Consider the following 24,191-nt stretch of genomic DNA (forward strand, 5'->3'; position numbering starts at 1 on the left):
GCTGGTCGAGGCCGTCGGGGTGGGTGTCGGCGAGCTGGCCGGCGGCGGACGCGCCGAGCACCTCCGAGGGGATGCCGTCGGAGGGTCGGCTCATGCCGGCGGCGATGTTGTCGGCGAGCGTTCCCGCGAACAGGTCGCTGTGGTGGGGTTCCGCGAGAACGGTCCGGCGTCCGGCGACGGGGTCGAGCGCATCGAGCGGCACTCCCCCGACGGTCAGCTCGCCGCGGACGTCCTCCGGCGGCACCTGGCCGGACAGCACGTCGGCGAGCGCCTCCGCGTCCTGCGACCGGTGGGCGAGGACACCGAGCAGTTCCCCCGGCGCGACGGTCAGGTCGATCCTGCGCAGCGACCGGTAGCCGAGCCCGCGCAGCTCGAGGCTGCCGTCCGCCGGGGTCCCGGTTCCGGCGGGCAGCAGCGACGGCGCGTGCAGCACGAGCGAGAGCCGGTCGGCGGAGGCGCGGGAGGCGGCCCACGACGACGGCAGGGCGGCGAGCGTCCCGAGCGGTTCGACGACGAACTGGGCCAGGCCCACGACGGTGATGAGTTCGCCGACCGAGATGCGGCCCGACAGCGCGGCCCAGCCCGCGACGCCCGCGACCGCGACGGACAGCAGCGCGCTCACCGCCGACGAGGTGCCGGTGTAGACGCCGAGGGCGCGGGTCGCGCGCAGTGTCGAGGCGAGCGCGTCCGCGCTGGCGTCCCGGTACCGGTGGGCGGCGGCCGGTTCGGCACCGATGCCGCGCAGCGGCCGCAGTCCCGTGACGAGGTCCGTCGCCAGACCCGATGCCCGCGCCACCGCCTCCTGCTGTGCGGTCATCCGCCGGGTCAGCAGCGGGGTGGCACGGTCGAGCGCGACGAGGATCGCGGGTGTGCCCAGCAGTACCAGCAGACCGAGCGGGACGTCGACGAGCAGCAGCGCGATCGCGGCCCCGACCACCGCGGTGACGGCCGCGGCGGTGGCGGGCACCACGTGCAGGATCTGCGCGGCCCGCCCGGCGTCGGTGGTCGCCACCGCCAGGAGTTCCCCGGTGCGCAGGGAGGTGCGCACCCCGCGCGGATCGAGGATCCGGCGGGCCACGGCGACCCGCAGCCGGTGCGACTCCGCCTCGATCGCCGCGACGAGCCGGCGCGCACCGAGACGCCACGAGTAGGTGAGCACGACGAACAACGCGGCGAGGCCCGCGAGGGCGACGACCAGCATCGACACGTCGCCGTCGGTGACCGGCCCGTCGATGATCACCCCGATCGCGACGGGCACGAGGGTCTCCATCACCTGGTGCAGCGAGACCAGCGGGGTGCCGACTGCCAGCGCGATCCGCTGGTTCACGATGGTGCGCCGCAACAGCCCCGGACCTGGCTTCTTCCCGTCGCCGGCCCCGCGGTCGTCGTCACCGCTCATGCGTTCCACCACACGAAACTCTCCGTTCCACGTCACCACCCCGAGAAGTGAGTCAACCCTAACTTGCAGCGCGGGTGGCGTCGGAAGCGCCGGTTCTCATAGAGTCGCACTACGAATGACCTGCTCGAACGGAGCAGCAAGCCCGGGAGGAACAACCATGGCCGCGGACGCCACCACCGAGAACGACATTCCGGACGAGGAACTCGAACCCGTCGCGGACGAGACCGCCCGCCAGGCGCAGCGTGTCGTCGCTGCCTACGCGGAGGATGCGGACGAGTGCCGCATGCTGCTGTCCATGCTCGGCATCGGGCCGAACCCGAAGATGGACTGACCGGACACCGCCGGACAGGGACAGTCGGACAAGGACAGGGAGCGCCACGTGGTTGCAGCTGAGGAGTCGACGCAGGCGGGTGGTTCGGACTTCGTCGTCGTCGCGAACCGCCTGCCCGTCGACCTCGAGCGTCTTGCGGACGGCTCGACCCGGTGGAAGCGCAGCCCGGGTGGCCTCGTCACCGCGCTCGAGCCGATCCTGCGCAGCAACCGCGGAGCGTGGGTCGGCTGGGCCGGTGTCGCCGACGCCGAACTCGACCCGATCGTCCAGGACGACCTCGAGCTGTATCCGGTCCCGCTGAGCGCGCAGGAGATCGCCGACTACTACGAGGGCTTCTCCAACGCGACACTGTGGCCGCTGTACCACGACGTGATCGTCCGGCCGGAGTACCGGCGCGAGTGGTGGAACACCTACGTCGAGGTCAACCGCCGGTTCGCGGAGGAGACCGCGAAGGCCGCGGCCGAGGGCGCGACGGTGTGGGTGCAGGACTACCAGCTGCAGCTGGTGCCGAAGATGCTGCGGATGCTGCGCCCGGACCTGACCATCGGCTTCTTCCTGCACATTCCGTCCCCGCCGGTGGAACTGTTCATGCAGATGCCGTGGCGGACCGAGATCGTCGAGGGTCTGCTCGGCGCCGACCTGATCGGCTTCCACCTGCCCGGCGGTGCCCAGAACTTCCTGTACCTGGCGCGCCGGCTGGCCGGCCATCAGACCTCCCGCGGCACCGTGGGCGTGCGCTCGAAGCTCGGGGTGGTGCAGGTCGGGTTCCGGGCGGTGCGCGTCGGGGCGTTCCCCATCTCGATCGACTCCGGGCAGCTCGACGAGCAGGCCCGCCGCAAGTCGATCCGCGACCGCGCCAAGCAGATCCGCAAGGAACTCGGCAATCCGAGGCACATCATGCTCGGCGTCGACCGGCTCGACTACACCAAGGGCATCGACGTCCGCCTCGACGCGCTGCTCGAGCTGATCGCCGAGGGGCGCGTGGATCCGGCCGACACGGTGATGGTGCAGCTCGCCACCCCGAGCCGGGAACGCGTCGAGTCGTACGTGCAGATGCGCGGCGCCATCGAGCAGACGGTCAGCCGGATCAACGGCGAGTACGCCGAGGTGGGCCGGCCCGTGGTGCACTACATCCACCGGCCCATTCCACGGGACGAGCTGATCGCGTTCTTCGTCGCGGCCGACGTCATGCTGGTGACGCCGCTGCGTGACGGCATGAACCTCGTCGCCAAGGAGTACGTGGCGTGTCGCAGCGACCTCGGCGGCGCCCTCGTGCTGAGCGAATTCACCGGGGCCGCAGCAGAACTGCGCCAGGCCTTCCTGTGCAATCCGCACGACCTCGAGGACGTCAAGGACAAGATGGAAGCGGCGCTGACCCAGCCGCGCGAGGACGGCCGGCGGCACATGCGGGCACTGCGCCGGCAGGTCCTCGCCCACGACGTGGACCGGTGGGCCCGGTCCTTCCTCGACGCCCTCGCCCATCAGGGCGCGGCAGGTCCGGCGCTGATCGCGCCGGCGGAGGTCGGCGAGCCCGAGTGACGAGCACACCCGACCGCGAGGACTACGGTTCCCGGCCCTCGCCCGAGCGCATCGGGGCTGCGGCGGCCGGCGTCCCCGCGCCGCGCACGACCACCGGTTCCCTCGACGTGCTCCTCGTCGAGGACGACGCCGGGGACGAACTGATCATTCGGGAGTCGTTCGAGGCCAACGAGATCGGCAGCACACTGCACGTGGTGCGGGACGGCGCGGAGGCCCTCGACTTCCTGTACCGGCGCGGGATGCACGCCGACGCCGCGCGGCCGGCGCTGGTGCTGCTCGATCTGAACCTGCCGAAGTACGACGGGTGGCAGGTGCTCGAGGCGGTCAAGGCCGATCCCGACCTGGCGTCCATCCCGGTCGTCGTGCTGACGACGTCCACCGCCGAGGAGGACGTCGTGCGCAGTTACCGGCTGCGGGCCAATGCCTACGTCTCCAAGTCGGTGGACTTCGACCGGTTCGTCGCCACCGTGCGGCAGATCGACCGGTTCTTCGTGCACATGGTGCGCCTGCCCGGTCGCTGATCCCTCACACCGGCGTCAGGCGGCTCACCAGCCACCGGCCGTCGTGCTTCTCGAGTTCGACGCGCACACGGCTGCCGCTGCTGACCGCTTCGGGATTGACGGAACTGGTGGTGATCTGGTTGAGGAACAGCAGGGTCACCGCCCGGTCGGCCTCGGCCGACACGACCGACGACGCCTGCACGCTCACCTGAACGGTGATCGACTTCTCCTTCGCGCCGGGCGCGATGACGTTCGTCATCAGGCTGGTGTACTCGTCCCGGAAGTCGCCGGTGAGCCCGTCGGAGGCCGCGGCGACCTGCTCGTCGACCCTGGCGTGGTCGTACGCGAGCATCGCGACGGCCTGCTCCTCGGCCGCCTGCAGGGCCTCGGTCCGGGCCGCCTCGGCACCGTCGCGCTCGACCTTGTCGTACACGCCGAACCCGACGAGGCCGGCGAGCACGATCGCCGCGGCGGTGAGGGCCGCGAGCAGCATTCTCCGCCGACCGCCCGCGGGGCCGGGCGGCGTCGTCGCGTCCTCCGCGGCGTCCACGCGCGTGGTGTCGTCGGTCTGGGTCACGGCGTCGTCCTTCGAATTCTCGGTCACGGTACGAAGTCCACCTTCGACGCGAGCAGGCGGCCGTCCTCGTCGCAGATCGTCACCCGCAGCCGGAAGTCGCGCGGTTCGGGTTCGGTCTGTTCCGCGTTGGACACCATCGACCGGGCGGCCACGAGCGAGGTCATGCAGGCGCCGTCCTCGGCTTGGATGCCGGCCTCGATCACCTCGCCGGTGGTGTCGACGTTCGCCTTGGTCACCACGTCGACGAAAGGCCCCTCGCGGCCTTCGAATTCGGCCTTGAAGTCGCCGGTCGCCCCGTCGAGCAGGCGCTGCACGTCCGCGGCCGCGCTCTGCGGGTGGATGGTGGTCAGGTTCAGCACGGTCTGCCGCGCGGCCTGCAGGTACGCCGCCCGCCGGGCGTCGTGGTCGCGGTCGGCTCTCGCGTCGAGCCACAGCCATACCCCGGCGCCCGCCAGGGCGAGGACGATCACGGCCGCGAGCGCGGGCAGCAGCCGGCCCGTCCGGGCGGGTGCGGTCTCCGGGGTCGTCGTGGTGGCGGAGGTCTGTTCGTCCGCCATCAGCCTTGCTGCGCCTTCATGTACGTCTCCAAACTGGTCTCGGGGCCGGTGTCGACGTTGCGATACACCGTACCGTCGGGACCGATGTACGTCCCCGTCGCCGGGTCGATGCCCCGCGCCGTGACCCCGGCGGGTGCAGCCGGGTTCGTCCCGGTCGCGTGCGATGCGGGGACCGGCACGTCGCCTTCCGACTGCACGGGTGTCGGCGCGCCCCGCCACGGGTTGTCGAGGTACTCGGGCTGATACCCGTTGCGGCACGCCTCCGGCGTGGGCCCGCGCCGGCCCGGGAACTCCATGCACGGCAGGTTCCGCGCACCGCGCACGGCGTTCGGATCCGACTGCGGGAGCTTGCAGTACACCTCGCCGGGGGTGTCCACCATGGTGGTGTCCGCGGGGCTGCGCCACTGCTCGGGTGGCAGGAAGCCGGACAGGCACGGCGGCGGATCGTGCAGCTGCAGGTGGAAGTCGACGACCGCGCCGTCCTCGGCCGGTCCGCTGCCGGCGGCGGTGATCAGGGCGGTGGTCATCGGCGGGTACAGCACCAGGATCTGTTCGATGCCGGCGTTGTAGATCACGCCCACCTCCCCGACGCTGACCATGTTGGCCAGCAGGAGCGGCAGCGTCGGCCGCAGGTCCTGCAGCAGCTGTTCGGCCTCGGCCGCGGCGCCCGGCCCCTTCGCGAGCACCGCCCGCAGGTCGGTGTCGGCGGCCCGCAGCCCGTCGGTGAACGTCAGCATGTCCCGGGTCCAGGACCGGATCGCGTCGCTGGTGACGACCTGGGTGTCGAGCAGCGGACCGAGTTGATCGAGCAGTGCCTTGGTCTGCTCGCTGCCCGCGCTCGCCTCCTGCACGAACAGGCGGGTCGAATCGATCAGCCGCTGCAGGTCCGGTCCCGAACCGTTGAACGCGTCGAACGACTCGTCGACGACAGTGCGCAGCCGCGTGTCGCTGATGCTGGCGAGCAGGACGTCGGCCTGGTCGAGCAGCGCGCCCACCTCCTGCGGCACCGACGTGCGGTCGGCGGGGATCACGTCGCCGTCCGCCAGGTACTCCCCACTCGAACCGTTCTGCGGCGGAACGAAGTCCACGTACTGCTCGCCGACGGCGGACACGCTGCGCACCGCCGCGTCGACGTCGGCGGGGATCGCGCGGTCGCTGTCGATCGACAGGACGGCCTCCACGCCGGTGGGCGAGAGCTGCACCTTGTCGACCACCCCGACCGTGTTGCCGCGGTAGGTGACGTTCGCGTGCGGGTAGAGCCCGCCGGTGGAGGCCAGCTCCACGATCACCGTGTACCGGCCGACGCCGAACAGCTGCGGGAGCTTGACGTACTGCAGCGACATCACCAGCAGCCCGACCACCGTGAGCACCGCGAAGATCACGAGCTGGATCCGGACGAACTTCGACAGCATCATGGCGCCGGCACCCCCAGCGGGGGCAGCCCCGGAATGGTGATCTCCCCCAGGCCGGGCACCGACAGGGTCGCGGCCGGGCCCGGTGCGGGTTGTGCGGCCGGCTGCTCGAGCGGGGCCTGGAACGGGTCCGCGGACTGGGCCGCCAGCCCGGCGTCCTGCCCGAGGATGCCTTCCGGTCCGGCGAGACGCCCGGCGAGCGGGGTGCCGGTGAGGAAGTTCAGGTCCAGCCGTTCGAGGGTGAGGTCGATGGTCATGGCGAGGTTCGCGTAGTCGCCCCGGATGACCTGGTCGATGCCGGCCTGCGGGAACGGATAGGTCAGCAGCACGCCGAGCACCTCGGTCAGGGCGTTGCCGGAGTCGGCGAGCGCCCGCAGCGTCGGAGCGAGCGCCTGCAGGTTGGTGTGCAGGTCCTCGCCGCTGTTCTCGACGAGCCGGCTGGCCACGGTGCTCATCTCGCCGAGCGAGGTGAGCGCGGTGGTCAGGTCCTGGCGCTGGTCGGCGAGCACGGTCAGCGCGGCCGGCATCTCGTCGAGCGCCCGGACGAGGGTGGCGTTCTGCGCGTCGACCGTCCACGCGAGCCGGTCGATGCCCTCCATCGCGGCGATGATGTCGCCCCGCTGCCGGTCGAGGGTGCCGACGAGTTCGTCGAGCCGCGGCAGCAGGTTCCGGATCGAGTCCTCCCGTCCGTACAGCGCCGCGTTCAGCTCGGTGGTGATGTCGTTGATCTGTGCGAGTCCACCGCCGTTGAGGACCACCGACAGCGACGACAGCGTCTGCTCGGTGGTCGGGTACACCCCGGCCCGCTCGAGCGGAATGAGGTCGCCGTCCTCGAGCCGGCCCTGCGGCGGCTCGTCCGTAGGCGACGCCAGTTCGAGATGCTGCGAGCCGAGCAGGCTGGTCTGCCCGATCCTCGCCGTCGCGTTCGCCGGGAGTGCCACCTCACCGTCGAGGGCGACGGTCACGAGGGCGTGCCAGTCCTCGACCTCGATCCTGGTGACGCTGCCGACCTGGACGTCGTCGACCCGCACCGGCGAATTCTGGGTCAGGGTGGTCACGTTCGGCATCTGGATCCGCACCTGGTAGGCGTCCTCGCCGTGCCCGGCGGTGCCGGGGAGGGGAAGGGAGTTCAGCCCCTCCCACTCGCATCCGGTCGAGGTCAGTGCCGCCGCGACCAGCATCGCGGCGACGGCACCGCGTCGCGTCGGGCGGGAGTGCCGGATTCGGGTGCTCATCGTCCTCCTCCCGGCTGCAGCAGCGCACCGAGGTCGGGGGGAACCGTCACGGTGGGCAGGCCGGGCAGCGGCCCGGCCGGCGGCACGGCGTCCGCGGGTGCGGTGCCCCGCCCCGCGGCCGCGGCTTCCGCCTCGAGACCCGGCTCGGTGTACTGGATCTGGTCGGGGAACGCCTCCACCGCGGCGATGGGGTTGGTCATGACCGGCAGGTAGTTCATCGCCAGCGACTGGAGCACCGGTCCGAGCTGCTGGCGGCACAGTTCCGCGCTGCGGTCGGAGGTGGCGTTCGCGGCCGCGGCCACGGACCCGCACATGAACTCGACGGGATTGGCGAGGTTGCTGATCGCCAGCGCACCGGTGAGCGAGCCCTGTGCGGGCTTGTAGATGTCGTAGAAGTTCGACAGCGCCGTCGGTCCGGAGTGCAGGACCCGTTCGATCTCGGGTCGCTTGCGGGCGAGGACTTCGGTGGCGTCGGCGAGGCGCTGCACCGACTCGGTCAGCGCGGCCCGGTGGTCCTGCACGAACCGCTGCACGTCACCGACCGCGAGGTCGAGGTCGGCGAGCGAGGTGCCGAGCTGATCCGAGCTCTCGGCGAGGACGTCCGAGACCGACGCGAGCCGGCCGCCGAGCTGCACGATCTGCTCGTTGCTGGTCGAGAGCACCGCCACGAACGCCTGCAGGTTCCGGACGGTGCCGAACAGGTCGGTGCGCCCCTCCGACAGGGTGTGCATCGTGTCGGACAGTTCGCGCAGGGTGGCGCGGATGGTCAGGCCGTTGCCGTCGAGGTTCTCGGCGGCCGTGTCGATGAAACGCCCGAGCGAGCCCTGCGGATCGAGACCCTGAGGGCCGAGGGCTTCCGACAGACGCATCAGTTCCGTCTTGATCTGGTCCCATTCCACCGGCGAGGCGGTGCGCTCGAGCGGGATCGTCGCGTCGTCGGCGAGCTGCGGGCCCCCCGAGTACACCGGGGTCAGCTGGACGAAGCGCGCGGACACGAGGCTCTGCGCGATGATCACCGCCTTGGCGTCGGCCGGGATGTCGACGGAGTCGTCGACCTGCATCTGCACGCGCACCAGGTCGTCGCCCGGCTCGATGCGGGTGATCCTGCCGACGCTCACGCCCAGCACCCGCACGTCGTCGCCCTCGTACAGGCCGCTCGTGGAGACGAATTCGGCGTTGATCGTGCGCTTGCCCCAGCCGGGCAGCACCACGGCGAACGCGACGAGGGCCAGGGCCACCACTGCGACACCGGCGATCACCGGCAGCAGCAGGCGGCGGCGCTTCCCGGGCCGGTCCTCCGGGGCTTGGAGGGTATCGGTGCTCATTCGCCATCCTTCGTGATCGACGGCGGGTCCTTCGGGATGATGTCCTGCAGGTCCTGCTCCAGCAGTTCGGGGGCGACCATGCTGTCGACCAGTGCCTTCCACCACGGCGCGGGCAGGACGTTCGACACGTACGCGTTGAAGAACGGGCCGCTCGCGACGGACTCGCCGAGCGCGCTGATGTACGGGCCGAGCCCGTCGAGGGCGCCGGCGATGTTCTCCTTGTTCGCCTGCAGGTTGGCGGTCACCGCGTTGAGCTTGTCCAGGGTGGGACCCATCTGCGCCTGGTTCTCCTGCACCAGGGCGGAGAGCTGCCTCGAGACCGCGGAGATGTTCGCGATCAGCTCGGTGATCGCGTCGCGCCGCAGGCTCAGCTCCCCGAAGAGGGCGTTGGCGTCCACCACGAGCGCGTTGATCCGGTCGCTGCGTTCGGCGAGGATGCCGGTCACCGATTCGGCGCGGGCCAGCAGATCCTCGAGCGACTCGTCGCGTGCGTTGACGGACTGGGACAGCCTGGTCATGCCCTCGAGCGCCCCCCGCAGCTCGGGCGGGGTGTCCTGCAGCGAATCCGACAGCGCATCGAGCGAGTCGTCGATCTGCTCGGTGTCGAGCTCGGACACCGTGGTCGTGAGGTCGCCGAGGGCGTCGGTGAGCGAGTACGGCGAGTCGGTGCGCGTCGACGGGATCGGCTCGCGCGGGTCGAGCGTCCCCGAACCGTACGGTTGCACGGCGAGCGACTTGCGGCCGAGCACGGTATTCGTCTTGATGTCGGCTCCGGTGTCCTCGCCGAGCGCGATGCCGTCGCGGACGGTGAAGGCGACGAGCACCTGCCGGTCGTCGAGGCGGACGTCGGTGACCTCGCCGACGTCGACGCCGGCGAGGGTGACGGTGTCGCCGGGTACGAGACCGCCGGCGTCGACGAAGTACGCCGAGTAGGTCAGGCCCCCGGAGAGGAACTGCAGCTGGTCGTACTGCAGGCCCGCGAGCACCGTCGCGGCGGCGACGGACAGGCCGACGATGCCGACCTGCACGGGATTGCGTTCACGGATCGGACTCATTCGATCTTCGCGCACCTTCCGGTCGTCTGCTCGGCCGACGTGAAACGGATGGTGGTCCCGTCCGGTCCCGAGAATTTGAACGTGTTGGCACACAGGAAGAATTGGAAGAAGTTGCCGTACACCCCCACCCGGATGAGCTTCTTGTAGTCGTTCGGCAGCCGCTCGAGCGTCCGGTTGATGTCGTCGCGCCCGAGGTCGAGCTGGGTCATGGTGCGGTTGGTCTCGGCGATCACCGACTGCAGGTCCGGCCGGTTGTTCTGCAGCAGCGACGCGAGATCGCCGGTGCCGGCCGCGATCCGCGGGATGGCGGTGCCGATCGGGTCGCGGTCCTGCGCGAGCCCGCTCACCAGGGTCTGCAACCGGTCGACGGTCTCGGTGAACTGCTGGTCGTTCTCGTCGATGGTGGCGAGGACCGCGTTGAGATTGTCGATGACGTCGCCGATCAGCCGGTCCCGGTCGGCGAGGGAGTTCGTGAAGGAGTTCGTGTTGCCCAGCAGCGACACCAGGGTGCCGCCCTGGCCCTGGAAGACCTGGAGCAGCGCGCCGGACAGGTCGTTGACCTGCTGCGGGTCGAGGCCCTGCAGCAGCGGCTTGAATCCGCCGAGCAGCAGGTCGAGGTCGAGCGCGGGTTCCGTCTGCGACACCGGGATCGTGCCGCCGGCCGGCAGCGTCTCCCCGGTCCCCGGTCCCTCGAGCAGTTCGAGATAGCGGTCGCCCACGAGGTTCTCGTACCGCACCGTGGCCTTGGTGCTCGCCAGCAGCGTGTGCTCGGCGTCGACGTCGAACGACACCTCGGCCTGGTTGTCGCGCCCGACGTCGACGCTGTCGACCGATCCGACGGGCACCCCGGCGATACGGACCTTGTCACCGGCCTGCAGTCCGGACACGTCGGTGAACGTCGCGTGATAGGTCTGCGTGCCGGTGAACCGCACCTGGCTGAACACGATCGCCAGCACCGCGAAGATCAGCACCATCACGACGGTGAACGCGAGGAACTTGACCGTGGTGGCCCTCACCGGATCACCCCGCCTTCCCGCGCCGCCCGGTCCGTCCGCATCTGCGCCTGCGGCATCTCACTCGCCTCCCGGGATCATGTCGCCGAACAGGAAACCGAAGATCGTCGGGTACCGCACCCACGTCTCGGTGTTCGGGTGGAACGGCACGGGATGGGTGTCGGCGACGACGAAGGGCGCGTGGCCGTCGCGCTTGGGATCGAAGTCGGGCAGCCCGTGGCAGTTCGGCCCGCCCGAAGCTCCCACCACCGGCAGGTCCTGCTCGTGGTCGTACATGGTGGCGCCGCCCAGGAAGTTCGTGCTCAGCATCAGCGCCGGGTACTTGCCGGTGCCGGCCATGGGTTCGAACGCGATGCGCGCGTCGTTGAGCCCGACGAGGAAGCACGGCAGCTCGGGCGAGTACTCCGCGAGCAGCGTCGTGGTCTCCGTCAGCAGATCCAGCGCCGAGGTCAGTTGGGCCTCGTTCTCGCCGAGGACGTCGCGCCCGGTGTTCGCCAGACCGGTGACGTTCATCAGCATCAGGTCCAGGTTGGCCTGCTCGTCGACCACGGTGTTGCCGATCGAGGTGGCGTTGTCGAGCAGGTTCATCACGTCGGGGGCGACGTCGGCGTACAGGTTGGTGACGTCGGCCGCCACGGCGAGGTCGTACTGCAGTTGCGGCAGCGAGGGATTCATCGTCGCGAGGTAGTCCTCGGCCTCGACGAGGGTGGCGCCGAGGGTGTCGCCCCGACCGTCCAGGGCCTCGGAGATCGCCCCGAGCGTGGCGTTGAGCTTCTCCGGCTGGATCTGCGCGAGCACGTCGGACAGGTGCTGGAAGACGGTGTTGAACTCGACGGTGACGTTCTCGGCCGCGATGATCGCGCCCTCCTGGAGCGGAACCGGCGACGGGTCGTCCGGCACGAGCAGGTTGACGAACTTCGCCCCGAACACGGTGGTGGACTCGATGGCCACCCGCACGTTGGACGGCACCAGGTGCAGCTGACCGGGATCCATCGCGAGCTGCAGCAGCGCACCGTCGGGAGTGTGCTCGACGGACCGGACCCGGCCCACCTCGACACCGCGCAGCTTGACCTTCGCGTCGGGTTCCATCACCAGGCCGGACCGTGCGGAGGTGACCGTGACCGGGGTGGTGGCGGTGAAGGCACCGGCGAACATCAGCAGCGCCAGCACGACGGCGACGGTGAGGCCGCCGACGAGCCCGAGGGCCGCGAGTTTCTTCTTCCAGGAGGGTGTGTCCATGCGCCTATCCCGACAGGTTGAAGTTGCCGGTCGCCCCGTACACCGCGAGCGAGATGAGCAGGGTCACGGTCACCACCGCGATCAGGGAGGCGCGCACCGCGTTGCCGACGGCGACGCCGACGCCGACCGGGCCGCCACCGGCATTGAATCCGTAGTAGGTGTGGATCAGCATGACGGCTATCGCCATGACGATGGCCTGCACGAACGACCACAGGATGTCGGTGGGGATCAGGAACGTGTCGAAGTAGTGGTCGTACACGCCCGCGGACTGGCCGTAGAGCACGACGGTGGCGAAGCGGCTGGCGACGAACGAGGCGATCACGGCCAGCGAGTACAGCGGGACGATCGCGATCATGCCCGCCATCACGCGGGTGCTCACGAGATACGGGATCGACGGGATCGCCATGACTTCGAGCGCGTCGATCTCCTCCGAGACCCGCATGGCGCCGAGCTGGGCGGTCGAGCCGGCGCCGATGGTGGCGGCCAGGCCGATGCCCGCGATGGTGGGCGCCGCGATGCGGACGTTGATGAAGGCGGCGAAGAAGCCCGTGAGGGCCTCGACGCCGATGTTGCCGAGGGAGCTGAAGCCCTGCACGGCGATGATCCCGCCGGTGAACAGGGTCAGGAAGCCGACGATGACGACCGTTCCGCCGATCACGGCGAGCGCCCCGGTGCCCATGCTGATCTCGGCGATCAGCCGGACCGTCTCCTTCGGGTAGTGCATCAGCGCACGCGGGGCGTAGCCGAGCGCCTTGCCGAAGAAGAGCGCCTGGTCACCGAGCCGGTCCACGGAGTCGGAGGCCCGGGCGATGCGGCGCCGCGCGCGGGGGAAGCGCCAGGAGATCACTGCCATCTACATCACCGCCGTGCCGGTCACCCGCCCGTCAGCTTGATGCCGACGGCGGTGACGAGAAGGTTGACCACGAACAATGCCATGAAGGCGAACACGACCGTCTGGTTGACGGCATCGCCCACGCTCTTGGCGCCGCCCTTGACGTTGAGGCCCAGGTAGGCGGCGACGAGGCCGGCGATCATGCCGAACAGTCCGGCCTTGATCTGGGAGATCATCAGTTCGCCGAAGCCGGTGAGCAGGGTGATGCCGTTGACGAAGGCGCCGGGGTTCACGTCCTGGAGGAAGACGGAGAACGCGAAGCCGCCGAGGATGCCGATGGAGCACACCAGCCCGTTGAGCAGCAGCGCGACGACGGTGGACGCGAGGACCCGGGGCACGACGAGACGGTGGATCGGGTTGATGCCGAGCACGCGCATCGCGTCGATCTCCTCTCGGATGGTGCGGGCGGCGAGATCCGCGCAGATGGCGGTGGCGCCGGCACCGGCGACGATGAGCACGGTGACCATGGGGCCGACCTGGGTGACGGCACCGAGCGCGGCGCCGGCGCCGCTGAGGTCCGCGGCTCCGATCTCGCGCAGCAGGATGTTGAGGGTGAAGCTGACCAGGACGGTGAACGGCACCGCGACGAGGACCGTCGGCACGAGGGACACCCGTGCGACGAACCAGGCCTGGTCGACGAACTCGCGTCGCTGGAAGGGCCGGGAGAACACGGCCCGGGCGGTCTCACCGGTCATCGCGAAGAATCCGCCCACCGCGCGGAGCGGGACCTCGAGGAGGTCTACCACCGTCTCCTCCTCCGTTGGTTCGCTCGCCGGCCACGGCCGACGAGAGGTCAGCTTGTGACCCGCGTCATACTAACTAGAACGTGTTCATGTGTCAAAGACCGTCGCGACACGCCGCCGCCCGCGCGGCGGGAACCGTGCCGCACCGGCCGCGGCGCGACAGCCACGACGAACCCGGAATCGGGCTTCGAACTGGGAAGATGCCCACCCGGACCGCGGGATCCCCCACCCGTCCACAGCGCCCGGTCGCACGGGGTCGCGGCACCGAACCGGCGCGTCCCGCCGGATGTCGAGGGAGAGAAATTAGAACAGGTATCACCAGAGTTCACACGCCCGCGGTCGCGGCCGCGCACCCGGCGCGGCACGCCGGGCAGAGCCCGACACTAACCGGATCGGCCCGGGACGGCGCGATATTACCGAAGGGCGACCTTGCATGTCACTTCGGGTATCACCTAGCGGTGTTTCAGAGAGCGAGGGCCTGCGCAGCCGAGAAGGTGCGCGCAGGATCCCGGTCGTCGAAGTAGCTTCCGACGCGGTCGGCGAGGGTTTCCGGGGTCCAGCGGACGTCCGCGTCGAACCGCTGCTCGACGACGGGCGCGGCCATCAGCGCGACCATCGGGCCGTAGACGACGAAGACCTGGCCGTTGATCCGGTCCGCCGCGGGAGATGCCAGGTAGGTGACCAGCGCCGAGACGTGCTCGGGTGCCAGCGGATCCACCTCCCCCTCGGGCGCGGCACCGAAGACACCCTCCGTCATCGCGGTGCGCGCCCGTGGGCAGATGGCATTGGCCCGCACCCCGTACCGGGACAGGCCCCGCGCGGCGGAGAGGGTGAGGGCGGTGATCCCGGCCTTGGCCGCGCCGTAGTTGGCCTGCCCCTCGGGACCGAGCAGGCCGGCCTCGGAGGACGTGTTGACGATCCGGCCGTAGACGGGCCCGCCGGCCTTCTTGGACTCGCCACGCCAGTACGCCGCCGCGTTGCGGCACAGCAGGAAATGGCCGCGCAGATGGACGGCGATCACCGCGTCCCAGTCCTCGTCGGACATGTTGAACAGCATGCGATCCCGCACGATGCCGGCATTGTTGACGACGATGTCGAGACGACCGAATCGGTCCCGGGCCGTCGCGAGCAGGGCGTCGGCCGTGGTGCGTTCGGCGACGCTGCCGGCCACGAAGGCCGCGTCGGCGCCGAGGTCGCGGATCTCGGCGAGGGTGTCCTCGACGGCGTCCGACGCCGCGAGATCGTTGACAACCACCGCGGCGCCGGCCCGGGCCAGCGCGACGGCCTCGGCGCGTCCGAGTCCGGCGCCGGCTCCGGTGACGACGGCAACCCGCCCCTCGAGACTCGCACCGCCCTCGAGACTCGCACCGCCCTCGAAGCTCACGCCCCCGTCGTCCGCCGCCCCGTTTCCCGCGGGGCCGAGACCGTTGCCGCTTGCACTCATCGACGCGTTCTCCCTAGCGATACCGGGCGGCCGCCCGGGCCGCCGCGCTCCTGGTCGCCGCGGATTCCGGCGACCATCAGAAATGTAGAACGTGTTCTCGTTTCTGACAAGCGAACTCGTCAGGCCTCGCTCAGTGCCGCGCGGGGGCACTGCGCGATCGCCGTGCGCACGTCCTCCTCCTGCTCCGGCGCGATGGGGTGCGTGACGATCAGCTCGTCGTCGTCGTTCAGATCGAAGACCTCGGGCGCGATCCCCACGCACACGCCGTTCGCCTCACAACGATCGAAGTCGACCTTGACCTCCATGAACAGACCTCGCTTCTCGCTCGCACAACCGATCCGGCGCCGGTCGCGCGGGCTGGCGCGACGGCTCGAAATCCAGGCTAGAACGCGTTTCAGTTCTGTGCAATGATTCGGGAACATCGCCGAAGCCGGTCCCGGTCCTCGGCCGTCGAACAGCTGCCTACCCGACGAACGGAGCGGTTCGTGGACATCGCGTACACCCCGCAGCAAGAGGAACTCCGCGCGCAGTTGCGCGCCTATTTCGCCGACCTGATGACGCCCGAACGACGGGAGGCGCTCGCCGCGACGACGGGCGAGTACGGTGCCGGCAACGTGTACCGGGAGGTCGTCCAGCAGATGGGCAAGGACGGCTGGCTCACCCTGGGCTGGCCGGAGGAGTACGGCGGCCAGAACCGTTCGGCCATGGATCAGCTCATCTTCACCGACGAGGCGGCCATCGCCGGCGCTCCCGTTCCGTTCCTCACCGTCAATTCGGTCGCGCCGACGATCATGCACTTCGGCACACCCGAGCAGAAGGAGTTCTTCCTCCCGAAGATCTCCGCCGGCGAGCTGCACTTCTCCATCGGCTACTCCGAACCCGAGGCCGGCACGGATCTCGCGTCGCTGCGCACCACCGCCGTCCGCGACGGCGACGAGTGGGTGATCAACGGCCAGAAGATGTGGACGAGCCTGATCGCCTACGCCGACTACGTGTGGCTCGCATGCCGCACCGACCCGGCCGCGCGCAAGCACAAGGGCATCAGCGTCCTCATCGTGCCCACCACGGCCGAGGGGTTCTCCTACACCCCCGTGCATACCATGGCCGGCCCCGACACCAGCGCCACCTACTACCAGGACGTGCGCGTCCCGGCCTCCGCGCTCGTCGGCGAGGAGAACGGCGGCTGGGCGCTGATCACCAATCAGCTCAACCACGAACGCGTCGCACTCACGTCCGCGGGCCCGATCCTCACCGCGCTGCAGGAAGTGCGCGAGTGGGCGCAGCACACCCGCCTGCCCGACGGCCGCCGCGTCCTCGATCAGGAATGGGTGCGGATCAACCTGGCCCGCGTCCACGCCCAGGCCGAGTACCTGAAACTGATGAACTGGGAGATCGCCTCCGGCGCCGCGCCGCTCGGGCCCGCCCCGGCGTCGGCGAACAAGGTGTTCGGCACCGAGTTCGCGACCGAGGCGTACCGGTTGCTGATGGAGATCCTCGGACCGTCGGCCACCCTGCGGCAGAACTCGCCGGGCGTGCTGCTGCGGGGCCGGCTCGAACGGATGCATCGCAGTTCCCTGATCCTCACCTTCGGCGGCGGCACCAACGAGGTCCAGCGAGACATCATCGCGATGACCGCCCTCGGCCAGCCGCCCGCCAAGCGCTGACACTCCACCGGAAGGACAAGGCCGTGGATTTCACCCTCACCGAGGCACAGCAGGACCTCGCCGGGCTCACCCGCCGCATCGTCACCGAGATCGCCACCAACGACCACCTGCGCCGGCTCGACGCCGCCGAGGACCGCATCGACCACACCCTGTGGGACGCGCTCGCCTCGTCGGGCATCCTCGGCGCGGCACTGCCCGAATCCGTCGGCGGCGACGGCTTCGGGCCGCTCGAACAGACGAGCATCCTCGCCGAACTCGGCCGCGGTGTCGCCGCCGTCCCCTACCTGTCCTCGATCGTCGTGTCCGCCGCCGCCGTCGCCGAGTTCGGCAACGACACGCAGCGTCGCGACTGGGGCGAACCCGCCGCCACCGGCGAGCAGATCCTCACCGCCGCCCTCGAGGAGGAACTGAACGACGACCCCACGTCGCCGACCACGACGGCACGTCGCACCGACGGCGGCTGGATCGTCGACGGCACCAAGATCCTCGTCGACGCGGCACCGGCCGCGGACCTGTTCCTCGTGCCGGCGGCGACCTCGGCCGGCGTCACCGTGCTCCTCGTGCGCCCCGCCGATCCCGGCGTGAGCGTGACCCGTCAGTACGACACCGGACGAGGCTGCCTCGGGACGCTGACCCTGACCGCCGCCGCCGTCCCCGACGATCGTGTGCTGGGCACCGACGGCCGCGCGATCACGGCGTGGCTGCGCGACCGCGGACTCCTCGGCTCGGCCGCATACCAGTACGGGGTGCTCGACCGGGCGCTCGAGCTCACCGCGGAGTACGCGCGCGAACGTGTGCAGTTCGATCGGCCGATCGGCAGCTTCCAGGCGGTGGCCCAGCGACTCGCCGACGCCTACATCGACGTCAAGGGTGCCCGGCTCACCCTGTGGCAGGCAGCCTTCCGCGCCGACGCCGGGCTGCCCGACACCGGGGAACTGCGCACGGCCGCGTTCTGGGCGGCCGACGCCGGGCACCGCGTCGCGCACACGCTCGTCCACGTCCACGGCGGAGTGGGTCTGGACGAGGACCATCCCGTGCACCGCTACTTCCTGGCCGCCAAGCACCACGAATTCCACCTCGGCTCGGCCACCGCACAGCTCCGGGCCCTGGGCGTGTCCCTCGCGGAAACGCCCGCGTGACAGTCCCGATCAGCGGAACCGGCACCTCGGCCGGCACGCACGGACGCCAGGATGCCCCCATGACCGACGCACTCACGGTGACCGCGCTCCTCGAGCGGCTCGCCACCGTCGACGATCGTGGCCTGCAGTTCGAGAATACGTCGCTGACGTGGCGCGAGCACGTGCAGGCCGGCCGGGATCGGGCCGCCCTGCTGCACGAACTGCTCGACCCGCGCAGGCCCCGGCACTTCGGGATCCTCATGGACAACGTGCCGGAGTTCTCGCTGCTGCTCGGCGCCGCGGCACTGTCCGGGTCGGTGGTGGTCGGGCTGAACACCACTCGCCGCGGGCAGGCCCTGGCCCGCGACATCGCGCTCGCGGACTGCCAGGTGGTGTTCACCGAGACCGCGAACGCCCGACTGCTCGACGGGCTCGATCTCGGCGGGGTGCGGGTGATCGACGTCGACTCCGCCGAGTGGGCCGCGCTGCTCGCCCCGTATGCCGGTGCCACCGTCGAACCGGTCCCGGCCAGCCCGACCGACCTGTTCATGCTGATCTTCACCTCCGGCACCAGCGGCGACCCGAAGGCCGTGTGCTGCACCCACGAGAAGATCACCGGCCCCGGCGTGATGCTCGCGGAGCGGTTCGGTCTCGGTGCCGACGACGTCGTGTACGTGTCGATGCCGATGTTCCACTCCAACGCGATGATGGCCGGCTGGGCGGTGGCGCTCGCGGCGGGGTCCGGGATCGCCCTGCGGCGCAGGTTCTCCGCCTCCGGGTTCCTGCCGGACGTGCGCCGATTCGGGGTAACCTACGCCAACTACGTGGGAAAGCCGTTGTCCTACATCGTCGCCACCCCGGAGGAACCCGGCGAGGCGGACAACCCCCTGCGCATCATGTACGGCAACGAGGGCACGGCCCCCGCGATCGCCGCGTTCCGGCGACGGTTCGGCGCGACGGTCGTCGACGGGTTCGGCTCCACCGAGGGCGGCATCTCGATCTCCGCGGCGCCCGACGCCCCGCCCGGAGCACTGGGCCGACTGCCCGACGGCGTGCAGATCTTCGACCCGGACACCGGATCTCCCTGCCCTGTCGCCGAGTTCGACGCCGACGGCCGTGTCCTCAACGCCGACGTCGCGACCGGCGAACTCGTCAACGTCACCGGGTCCGGTCTGTTCGCAGGCTATTACAAGAATCCGGGGGCCGATGCCGAACGGATGCGCGACGGCCGCTACCACAGCGGCGATCTCGGTTACGTCGACGCCGAGGGCTTCGTCTACTTCGCCGGTCGCAGTTCCGGGTGGATGCGCGTCGACGGCGAGAACATCGCGGCCGCACCGATCGAGCGCATCCTGCTCCGCTATCCGGGCTTCGCCCAGGTCGCGGTCTACGCGGTCCCGGATGCGGACGTGGGCGATCGGGTGATGGCCGCCGTCATCCCCACCGCGACCGACGAGTTCGATCCGGTCGCGTTCGCGGACTTCCTCGACGCGCAGCCCGACCTCGGCCCCAAACAGCTGCCGACGCTGATCCGGGTGTGCTCCGACTTCCCGCGCACGGCCACCTTCAAGGTGCTCACCCGCACGCTCAGCGCCGAACGGTGGAACTGCACCGACCCGGTGTGGATGCGGTCGCGCGGTGACCGCGAATTCACCCTCCTGACACCCGACCTCGCCAGCGGTGCGCCCTTTGGGCGGTCCTGACCGCCCAAAGGACACACCGATCCGCGGCCGGGCTGGCCGTTCCCGGCCCCATTTACTACAGTTAATTCCGTGGAAAATAGTGATCCGGTTCTCGGGCCGGCACCTCCGGCAACGGCGGAGCCGCCGCCGCTGTCGGCCCAGCGCGCGACCGTCCTCGGCGACGTGCGCACCCATGCTCCCGTGCGCGTCGGCGACGTCGCCGGACGTCTCACCCTGCACACCAACACGGTGCGCGAGCATCTCGAAGCCCTCGTGGAACTCGACCTGCTCGTCCACGACAGCGTCGGCCCGCAACCGGCGCGGGGACGCGGCCGGCCCGCGCGGTGGTACCGGCCCGCCCCCGCCGCCGACCCCTCCGTCTCCGCGCGCGACTACGCCGGACTCGCCACCGCCCTCGCCGGGCACCTCGCCCGCACCAGCGCCACTCCCGAGTCCGACGCCCGCGCGGCCGGTACCGACTGGGGCCGCGACCTCGTGCGCGAGTACCGCGCCTCCGGCGACCCCGACCGGACGGTGCTGACCCTGCTCGCCCACCTCGGCTTCGACCCGGTCGACGACGGGCCGCTCCGCGGCGTCGCGCTCCGCCGGTGCCCGCTGCTCGCCGCCGCCCGCCGTTTCCCCACGGTGGTGTGCCAGGTCCACCTCGGTATCGTCGAGGGCGTCCTCGCCGAACTCGGCGCTCCCACCGGGCCGGGCCTGGACCTGCTGCCCTTCGCCGAACCCGGCGCGTGCCGGCTCTTCCTGCCTACGCCCGCCGCACCGCCACGGCCCTCGGGGCGGCAGCCGTGAACGAGCGTCCCGTTCCGACACGCGCGCTGCTGCTCTTCCCGGGCGGGGTGGCCCTCCTCGCCGGTCTCGACGCCGCACTGCTGCTGCTCGGTGTGCCCGCTCCGGTCGACAGCGACCGGCTCCCCGAGGTCCACGGCGTCGTGCTGGTGCTCGGCTTCGTCGGCACGGTGGTCGCCCTCGAGCGCGCTGTCGCACTCGGACGCCGCTGGGGGTATTCCGCGCCGATCTGCCTGGGCGCAGGCGGTCTGCTGCTCGTCGCCCCCGCCCCCCGAGGTCTCGCCGACGGCCTCCTCGTGGCCGGCAGCGCCCTGCTCGTCGCGGTGTACGTGCCGTTGTGGCGGCGCACCGAGGACGTCGCGGTGGTCGTGCAGGCGGCCGGCGCGGTCCTCGCGACGGGCGGTGCACTGCTGTGGCTCGGCGGCGTGTCCGTCCCCGACCTGCTGCCGTGGTTCGTCGGCTTCCTCGTGCTCACGATCGCGGGGGAACGCCTCGAGCTCGCGCGGGTGGCGATGGTCGGCACCGGCGCGGAGCAGCTCCTGGTGGCGAGCGCGGGGGCCGTCGTGGCCGGCGTGCTCGCCACCCTGTTGTGGCCGTCCGCCGGGTATCCCCTCCTGGGCGCCGCGCTGCTGGCCCTCGTCGCCTGGCTGGCCCGGTTCGACGTGGCCCGCCGCACGGTCCGCGCGGCCGGACAGGCCCGGTTCACGGCCGTGTGCCTGCTCGCCGGGTACGGGTGGCTGGCCGCGGCGGGACTGACGTGGTTGCTCGTCGGCCCGGTCCGGACGGGCGGCGGGTACGACGCGGTCGTGCATGCGGTGATGCTCGGCTTCGTGCTGTCGATGATCCTCGCGCACGCCCCGATCGTTCTCCCGGCCGTGGTGCGACGGCCCCTGCCGTACCGCCCCGCCATGTACGGGCCCGCAGTGCTGCTGCATGGGTCCCTGCTGCTACGCCTGGCGGTCGGGGACGTCCGCGGCGTCGGATGGGCCGTCACCGTCGGCGGGGTCCTGAACATCGTCGCGGTGCTCGCCTTTCTCGCGGTGGCCGCGTACTCGGCGCTGCGACCGGCGCGGACGGAGGCGCCGGCATGAGCCGCGGCGGATGGCACCTGCGGGCGGGGACGATCGTGTTCGCGTGGTTCGTCGCGCTCGTCGTCGTCGCGCTCGCTCACCGGTTCGTGCCGATGTCCGGGTGGCTGCTGGTGCATCTGCTCGGACTCGGGGCGGCGAGCAACGCCGTCCTCGTCTGGAGCCGGCACTTCGCGGACGCCCTGCTGCGCCGCCCGCCGGCGACGAGTCGTCGACCCGAAGCGCTGCGGCTGGTGGTGTTCAACGCCGGCGCGGTCGCGGTCGTCGCGGGCATGCTCGGCCGCTGGTGGCCCCTGGTGCTCGCCGGCAGCGTCACGGTGGCGGTGATCGCCGCGATACACGCCGTGATCCTCGTCCGGCACCTGCGGGCCGCGCTGCCGTCACGCTTCGGCGAGACCGTCCGCTTCTACATCGTGGCCGCCGCCCTGCTGCCGCTGGGGGCAGGTCTCGGCGCCGCGATGGCGAACGACGCGCTGCCGGGGACGCTGCACGAGCGGTTCGTCGTCGCGCACGCCGGAGTCAACCTGTTCGGGTGGATGGGACTGACCGTGCTCGGCACGCTGGTCACCCTGTGGCCGACGATGCTGCGCACCCGGGTGGCGCAGCGGGTGGAGACGGCGGCGCGGCACGGTCTGCCCGTTCTCGCCGCCGGGCTCGGCGCCGGAGTGGCCGGGGCGATCATGGGGAGCACCGGGCTCGCAGCGGCGGGCGCGCTCACCTACCTCGCCGCAGCGGTGTACGTGCTCGAACCGCACCTCGCGGAGATCCGTCGCCGCACACCCGCCGATTTCGCGACGATGTCCGTCCTCGCGGGGGTGACCTGGTTCCTCGTGAGCGCCGCCTACGTGGCGGTCGCGCTGGCCACCGCACCCGGCTGGACGGCCGCCGCCGGCCGGATCGGCACGGCCACCGGGATCCTGCTCGCCGGCTTCCTCGTCCAGGTGCTGCTCGGGGCCCTGACGTACCTGCTCCCGGTGGTCATCGGCGGGCGGGCGGCCGTGCAGGCCGCGACGGCGGAACTCGAACGCGGCGCGGCGTGGCGTGTCGCGGTGGCCAACGGGGGCCTGGTGCTGTGCGTGCTCCCGGCGCCGAGCCTGGTGCGCGTCCTGGCGTCGATGCTGGTTCTCGTCGCCCTCGCCGCGTTTCTTCCGCTCGCGGTACGCGCGGTGGTGGCCGGCCGCCGGGCCAAGGGCACGCCGTCGCGGCTCGGCAGGCCCGAACCGATCCCCGCCCGGCGGCGTCTCGGTGTGGCCGCCGCGGGCCTGGGTGTCGTCGTGGTGGCCGCCGCCGCGGGCGTGGCGGCGGATCCCGCGGCGGCGGGCATCTCCACCGTGCGCGCGGAGGCGGTCGAGGTCACGGGCGTCACCACGGAAGCTCAGGTCCGCATCGAAGGGATGCGGTTCGTGCCCGACGTGATCGACGTTCCCGCCGGAAACCGCCTCGTCGTCACCCTCACCAATTCCGGTACGGATCGGCACGACCTCGTCCTTGCCGACGGAACCCGAACCGAGCGCCTCGCTCCCGGCGACTCCGCCACTCTCGACGCCGGCGTGATCGGCAGCGACGTCGACGGGTGGTGCTCGGTCGCCGGCCACCGGCAGATGGGCATGACGCTACGGATCCGCGCGACCGGCGCGCCGGCCCCGGACGCGCACGCCGATCATGCCGCGGCGACAGCCGGCACATCGCTCGCCGCCACCGACGTCGCTCGCAGCCTCGGTGCCGAACCGGGACCGGACTTCGTCCCGCACGACCCGGCGCTGCCCGCGCCGATGCCGGAGCACCGCATCACCCTGACCGTGACCGAATCCGAGCGTCCCGTCGCCCCCGGAATCACCCAGCGACTGTGGACGTTCGGCGGCACCGCACCCGGTCCCACCCTGCACGGCAAGGTCGGCGACGTCTTCGAGATCACGCTGGTCAACGACGGGACGATCGGGCATTCGATCGACTTCCACGCCGGGTCGCTCGCCCCCGACGGGCCGATGCGCACCATCGACCCCGGACAGTCCCTGGTCTACCGGTTCACCGCGACGCGTGCCGGCATCTGGATGTACCACTGCGCCACGATGCCGATGTCCGTGCACATCGCGAACGGGATGTTCGGCGCCGTCGTCATCGATCCGCCGGACCTCCCGCCGGTGGACCGCGAGTACGTGCTGGTGCAGTCGGAGTTGTATCTCGGTCCGGCGGCGGGTGAGGCGGACGCGGCCAAGATCGCAGCGGAGGCACCGGATCTGGTGGTGTTCAACGGCTACGCCGGACAATACGACCACGTGCCGCTGCCCGCCCGTGTCGGCGAGCGGGTGCGGATCTGGGTACTCGCGGCCGGACCCGACCGGGGCACCGCGTTCCATGTCGTCGGCGGGCAGTTCGACACGGTCTGGACCGAGGGCGACTATCGCCTGCGCCCGGGCGTCTCCGGTGCGCAGACGCTCGGCTTGTCGCCGTCCCAGGGCGGGTTCGTCGAGCTGACCTTCCCCGAGGAGGGCCGCTATCCCTTCGTCTCGCACGTGATGGTCGACGCCGAGCGGGGCGCGCACGGGGTTGTCGAGGTGCAGCCCTGAAACG

22 protein-coding genes are annotated in these 24,191 nt (G+C 71.1%); 9 read left to right on the forward strand and 13 right to left on the reverse strand.

All coding sequences use genetic code 11. From position 1 onward, the window contains the following. Window positions 1-1,399 (reverse strand): ABC transporter transmembrane domain-containing protein (locus OEY_RS0113740; RefSeq protein ID WP_237713751.1); only part of this gene is annotated, 1,399 nt, incomplete at its 3' end. A 157-nt stretch (window positions 1,400-1,556) separates the two neighbouring features. Here OEY_RS0113740 and OEY_RS30835 point away from each other — a divergent pair. Genes OEY_RS30835 through OEY_RS0113755 form a run of 3 tightly spaced genes read left to right on the forward strand, consistent with a single transcriptional unit; the run spans window position 1,557 to window position 3,790 of the window. Beyond that, a complete protein-coding gene (locus tag OEY_RS30835; RefSeq protein ID WP_003939603.1) occupies window positions 1,557-1,730 on the forward strand; it encodes a hypothetical protein in 174 nt (57 codons plus the stop codon). A gap of 48 nt (window positions 1,731-1,778) precedes the next feature. After that, a complete protein-coding gene (locus tag OEY_RS0113750; protein ID WP_010594434.1) occupies window positions 1,779-3,269 on the forward strand; it encodes an alpha,alpha-trehalose-phosphate synthase (UDP-forming) in 1,491 nt (496 codons plus the stop codon). Beyond that, a complete protein-coding gene (locus OEY_RS0113755) occupies window positions 3,266-3,790 on the forward strand; it encodes a response regulator (RefSeq protein WP_010594435.1) in 525 nt (174 codons plus the stop codon). Before OEY_RS0113750 ends, OEY_RS0113755 begins: the two co-directional genes overlap by 4 nt. A 4-nt stretch (window positions 3,791-3,794) precedes the next feature. On the opposite strand, the gene OEY_RS0113760 is transcribed toward OEY_RS0113755, so the two are convergent. The 12 genes from OEY_RS0113760 to OEY_RS0113815 all read right to left on the reverse strand — a co-directional run bounded on the left by OEY_RS0113760 (window position 3,795) and on the right by OEY_RS0113815 (window position 15,566). Further along, complete coding sequence (locus OEY_RS0113760; protein WP_010594436.1) at window positions 3,795-4,373, reverse strand: hypothetical protein; 579 nt, start codon at window positions 4,371-4,373, stop codon at window positions 3,795-3,797. Beyond that, entirely contained in the window at window positions 4,370-4,903 is a 534-nt protein-coding gene (locus OEY_RS0113765) for a hypothetical protein (RefSeq protein ID WP_010594437.1), read from the reverse strand. The genes OEY_RS0113760 and OEY_RS0113765 overlap by 4 nt, the downstream gene beginning before the upstream one ends. After that, window positions 4,903-6,318 (reverse strand): MCE family protein, encoded by a 1,416-nt coding sequence (locus OEY_RS0113770; protein WP_010594438.1) that lies wholly within the window; start codon window positions 6,316-6,318, stop codon window positions 4,903-4,905. Before OEY_RS0113770 ends, OEY_RS0113765 begins: the two co-directional genes overlap by 1 nt. Further along, a complete protein-coding gene (locus OEY_RS0113775; protein ID WP_010594439.1) occupies window positions 6,315-7,550 on the reverse strand; it encodes an MCE family protein in 1,236 nt (411 codons plus the stop codon). Before OEY_RS0113775 ends, OEY_RS0113770 begins: the two co-directional genes overlap by 4 nt. Further along, on the reverse strand, window positions 7,547-8,875 hold the full coding sequence (locus OEY_RS0113780; RefSeq protein WP_010594440.1) for an MCE family protein: 1,329 nt from the start codon (window positions 8,873-8,875) through the stop codon (window positions 7,547-7,549). The genes OEY_RS0113775 and OEY_RS0113780 overlap by 4 nt, the downstream gene beginning before the upstream one ends. Further along, window positions 8,872-9,930, reverse strand: a complete 1,059-nt coding sequence (locus OEY_RS0113785; RefSeq protein WP_010594441.1) for an MCE family protein — start codon at window positions 9,928-9,930, stop codon at window positions 8,872-8,874. Before OEY_RS0113785 ends, OEY_RS0113780 begins: the two co-directional genes overlap by 4 nt. Continuing rightward, window positions 9,927-10,946, reverse strand: coding sequence for an MCE family protein (locus OEY_RS0113790; protein ID WP_010594442.1), 1,020 nt, complete (start codon window positions 10,944-10,946; stop codon window positions 9,927-9,929). The genes OEY_RS0113785 and OEY_RS0113790 overlap by 4 nt, the downstream gene beginning before the upstream one ends. Before the next feature lie 57 nt (window positions 10,947-11,003). Continuing rightward, window positions 11,004-12,182, reverse strand: coding sequence for an MCE family protein (locus OEY_RS0113795; protein WP_010594443.1), 1,179 nt, complete (start codon window positions 12,180-12,182; stop codon window positions 11,004-11,006). A 4-nt stretch (window positions 12,183-12,186) separates the two neighbouring features. After that, the gene (locus OEY_RS0113800; protein ID WP_010594444.1) at window positions 12,187-13,035 is read right to left on the reverse strand and encodes an MlaE family ABC transporter permease; all 849 of its coding nucleotides are present in this window, start codon (window positions 13,033-13,035) and stop codon (window positions 12,187-12,189) included. A gap of 20 nt (window positions 13,036-13,055) precedes the next feature. Beyond that, window positions 13,056-13,820 (reverse strand): MlaE family ABC transporter permease, encoded by a 765-nt coding sequence (locus tag OEY_RS0113805; protein ID WP_010594445.1) that lies wholly within the window; start codon window positions 13,818-13,820, stop codon window positions 13,056-13,058. A gap of 460 nt (window positions 13,821-14,280) precedes the next feature. After that, a complete protein-coding gene (locus OEY_RS0113810; RefSeq protein WP_010594446.1) occupies window positions 14,281-15,261 on the reverse strand; it encodes a 3-oxoacyl-ACP reductase in 981 nt (326 codons plus the stop codon). 119 nt (window positions 15,262-15,380) lie between these two features. Beyond that, window positions 15,381-15,566 (reverse strand): ferredoxin, encoded by a 186-nt coding sequence (locus OEY_RS0113815; protein ID WP_010594447.1) that lies wholly within the window; start codon window positions 15,564-15,566, stop codon window positions 15,381-15,383. Between the two features lie 180 nt (window positions 15,567-15,746). Here OEY_RS0113815 and OEY_RS0113820 point away from each other — a divergent pair, with 180 nt between their 5' ends. The 6 genes from OEY_RS0113820 to OEY_RS0113845 all read left to right on the forward strand — a co-directional run bounded on the left by OEY_RS0113820 (window position 15,747) and on the right by OEY_RS0113845 (window position 24,187). Further along, complete coding sequence (locus OEY_RS0113820) at window positions 15,747-16,925, forward strand: acyl-CoA dehydrogenase family protein (protein WP_010594448.1); 1,179 nt, start codon at window positions 15,747-15,749, stop codon at window positions 16,923-16,925. 23 nt (window positions 16,926-16,948) lie between these two features. Further along, entirely contained in the window at window positions 16,949-18,064 is a 1,116-nt protein-coding gene (locus OEY_RS0113825; protein ID WP_010594449.1) for an acyl-CoA dehydrogenase family protein, read from the forward strand. A 59-nt stretch (window positions 18,065-18,123) separates the two neighbouring features. Beyond that, complete coding sequence (locus OEY_RS0113830) at window positions 18,124-19,746, forward strand: long-chain-fatty-acid--CoA ligase (protein WP_029540037.1); 1,623 nt, start codon at window positions 18,124-18,126, stop codon at window positions 19,744-19,746. A gap of 69 nt (window positions 19,747-19,815) precedes the next feature. Further along, window positions 19,816-20,535, forward strand: a complete 720-nt coding sequence (locus OEY_RS0113835) for a helix-turn-helix transcriptional regulator (RefSeq protein WP_029540038.1) — start codon at window positions 19,816-19,818, stop codon at window positions 20,533-20,535. Then, on the forward strand, window positions 20,475-21,623 hold the full coding sequence (locus tag OEY_RS0113840; RefSeq protein ID WP_010594452.1) for a hypothetical protein: 1,149 nt from the start codon (window positions 20,475-20,477) through the stop codon (window positions 21,621-21,623). Before OEY_RS0113835 ends, OEY_RS0113840 begins: the two co-directional genes overlap by 61 nt. Continuing rightward, a complete protein-coding gene (locus OEY_RS0113845; RefSeq protein WP_010594453.1) occupies window positions 21,620-24,187 on the forward strand; it encodes a multicopper oxidase domain-containing protein in 2,568 nt (855 codons plus the stop codon). The genes OEY_RS0113840 and OEY_RS0113845 overlap by 4 nt, the downstream gene beginning before the upstream one ends. The last annotated feature ends 4 nt before the right edge of the window (window positions 24,188-24,191 follow it).

It is taken from the genome of Rhodococcus sp. P14 (genome assembly GCF_000256505.1).
GTDB lineage: Bacteria > Actinomycetota > Actinomycetes > Mycobacteriales > Mycobacteriaceae > Rhodococcus > Rhodococcus ruber.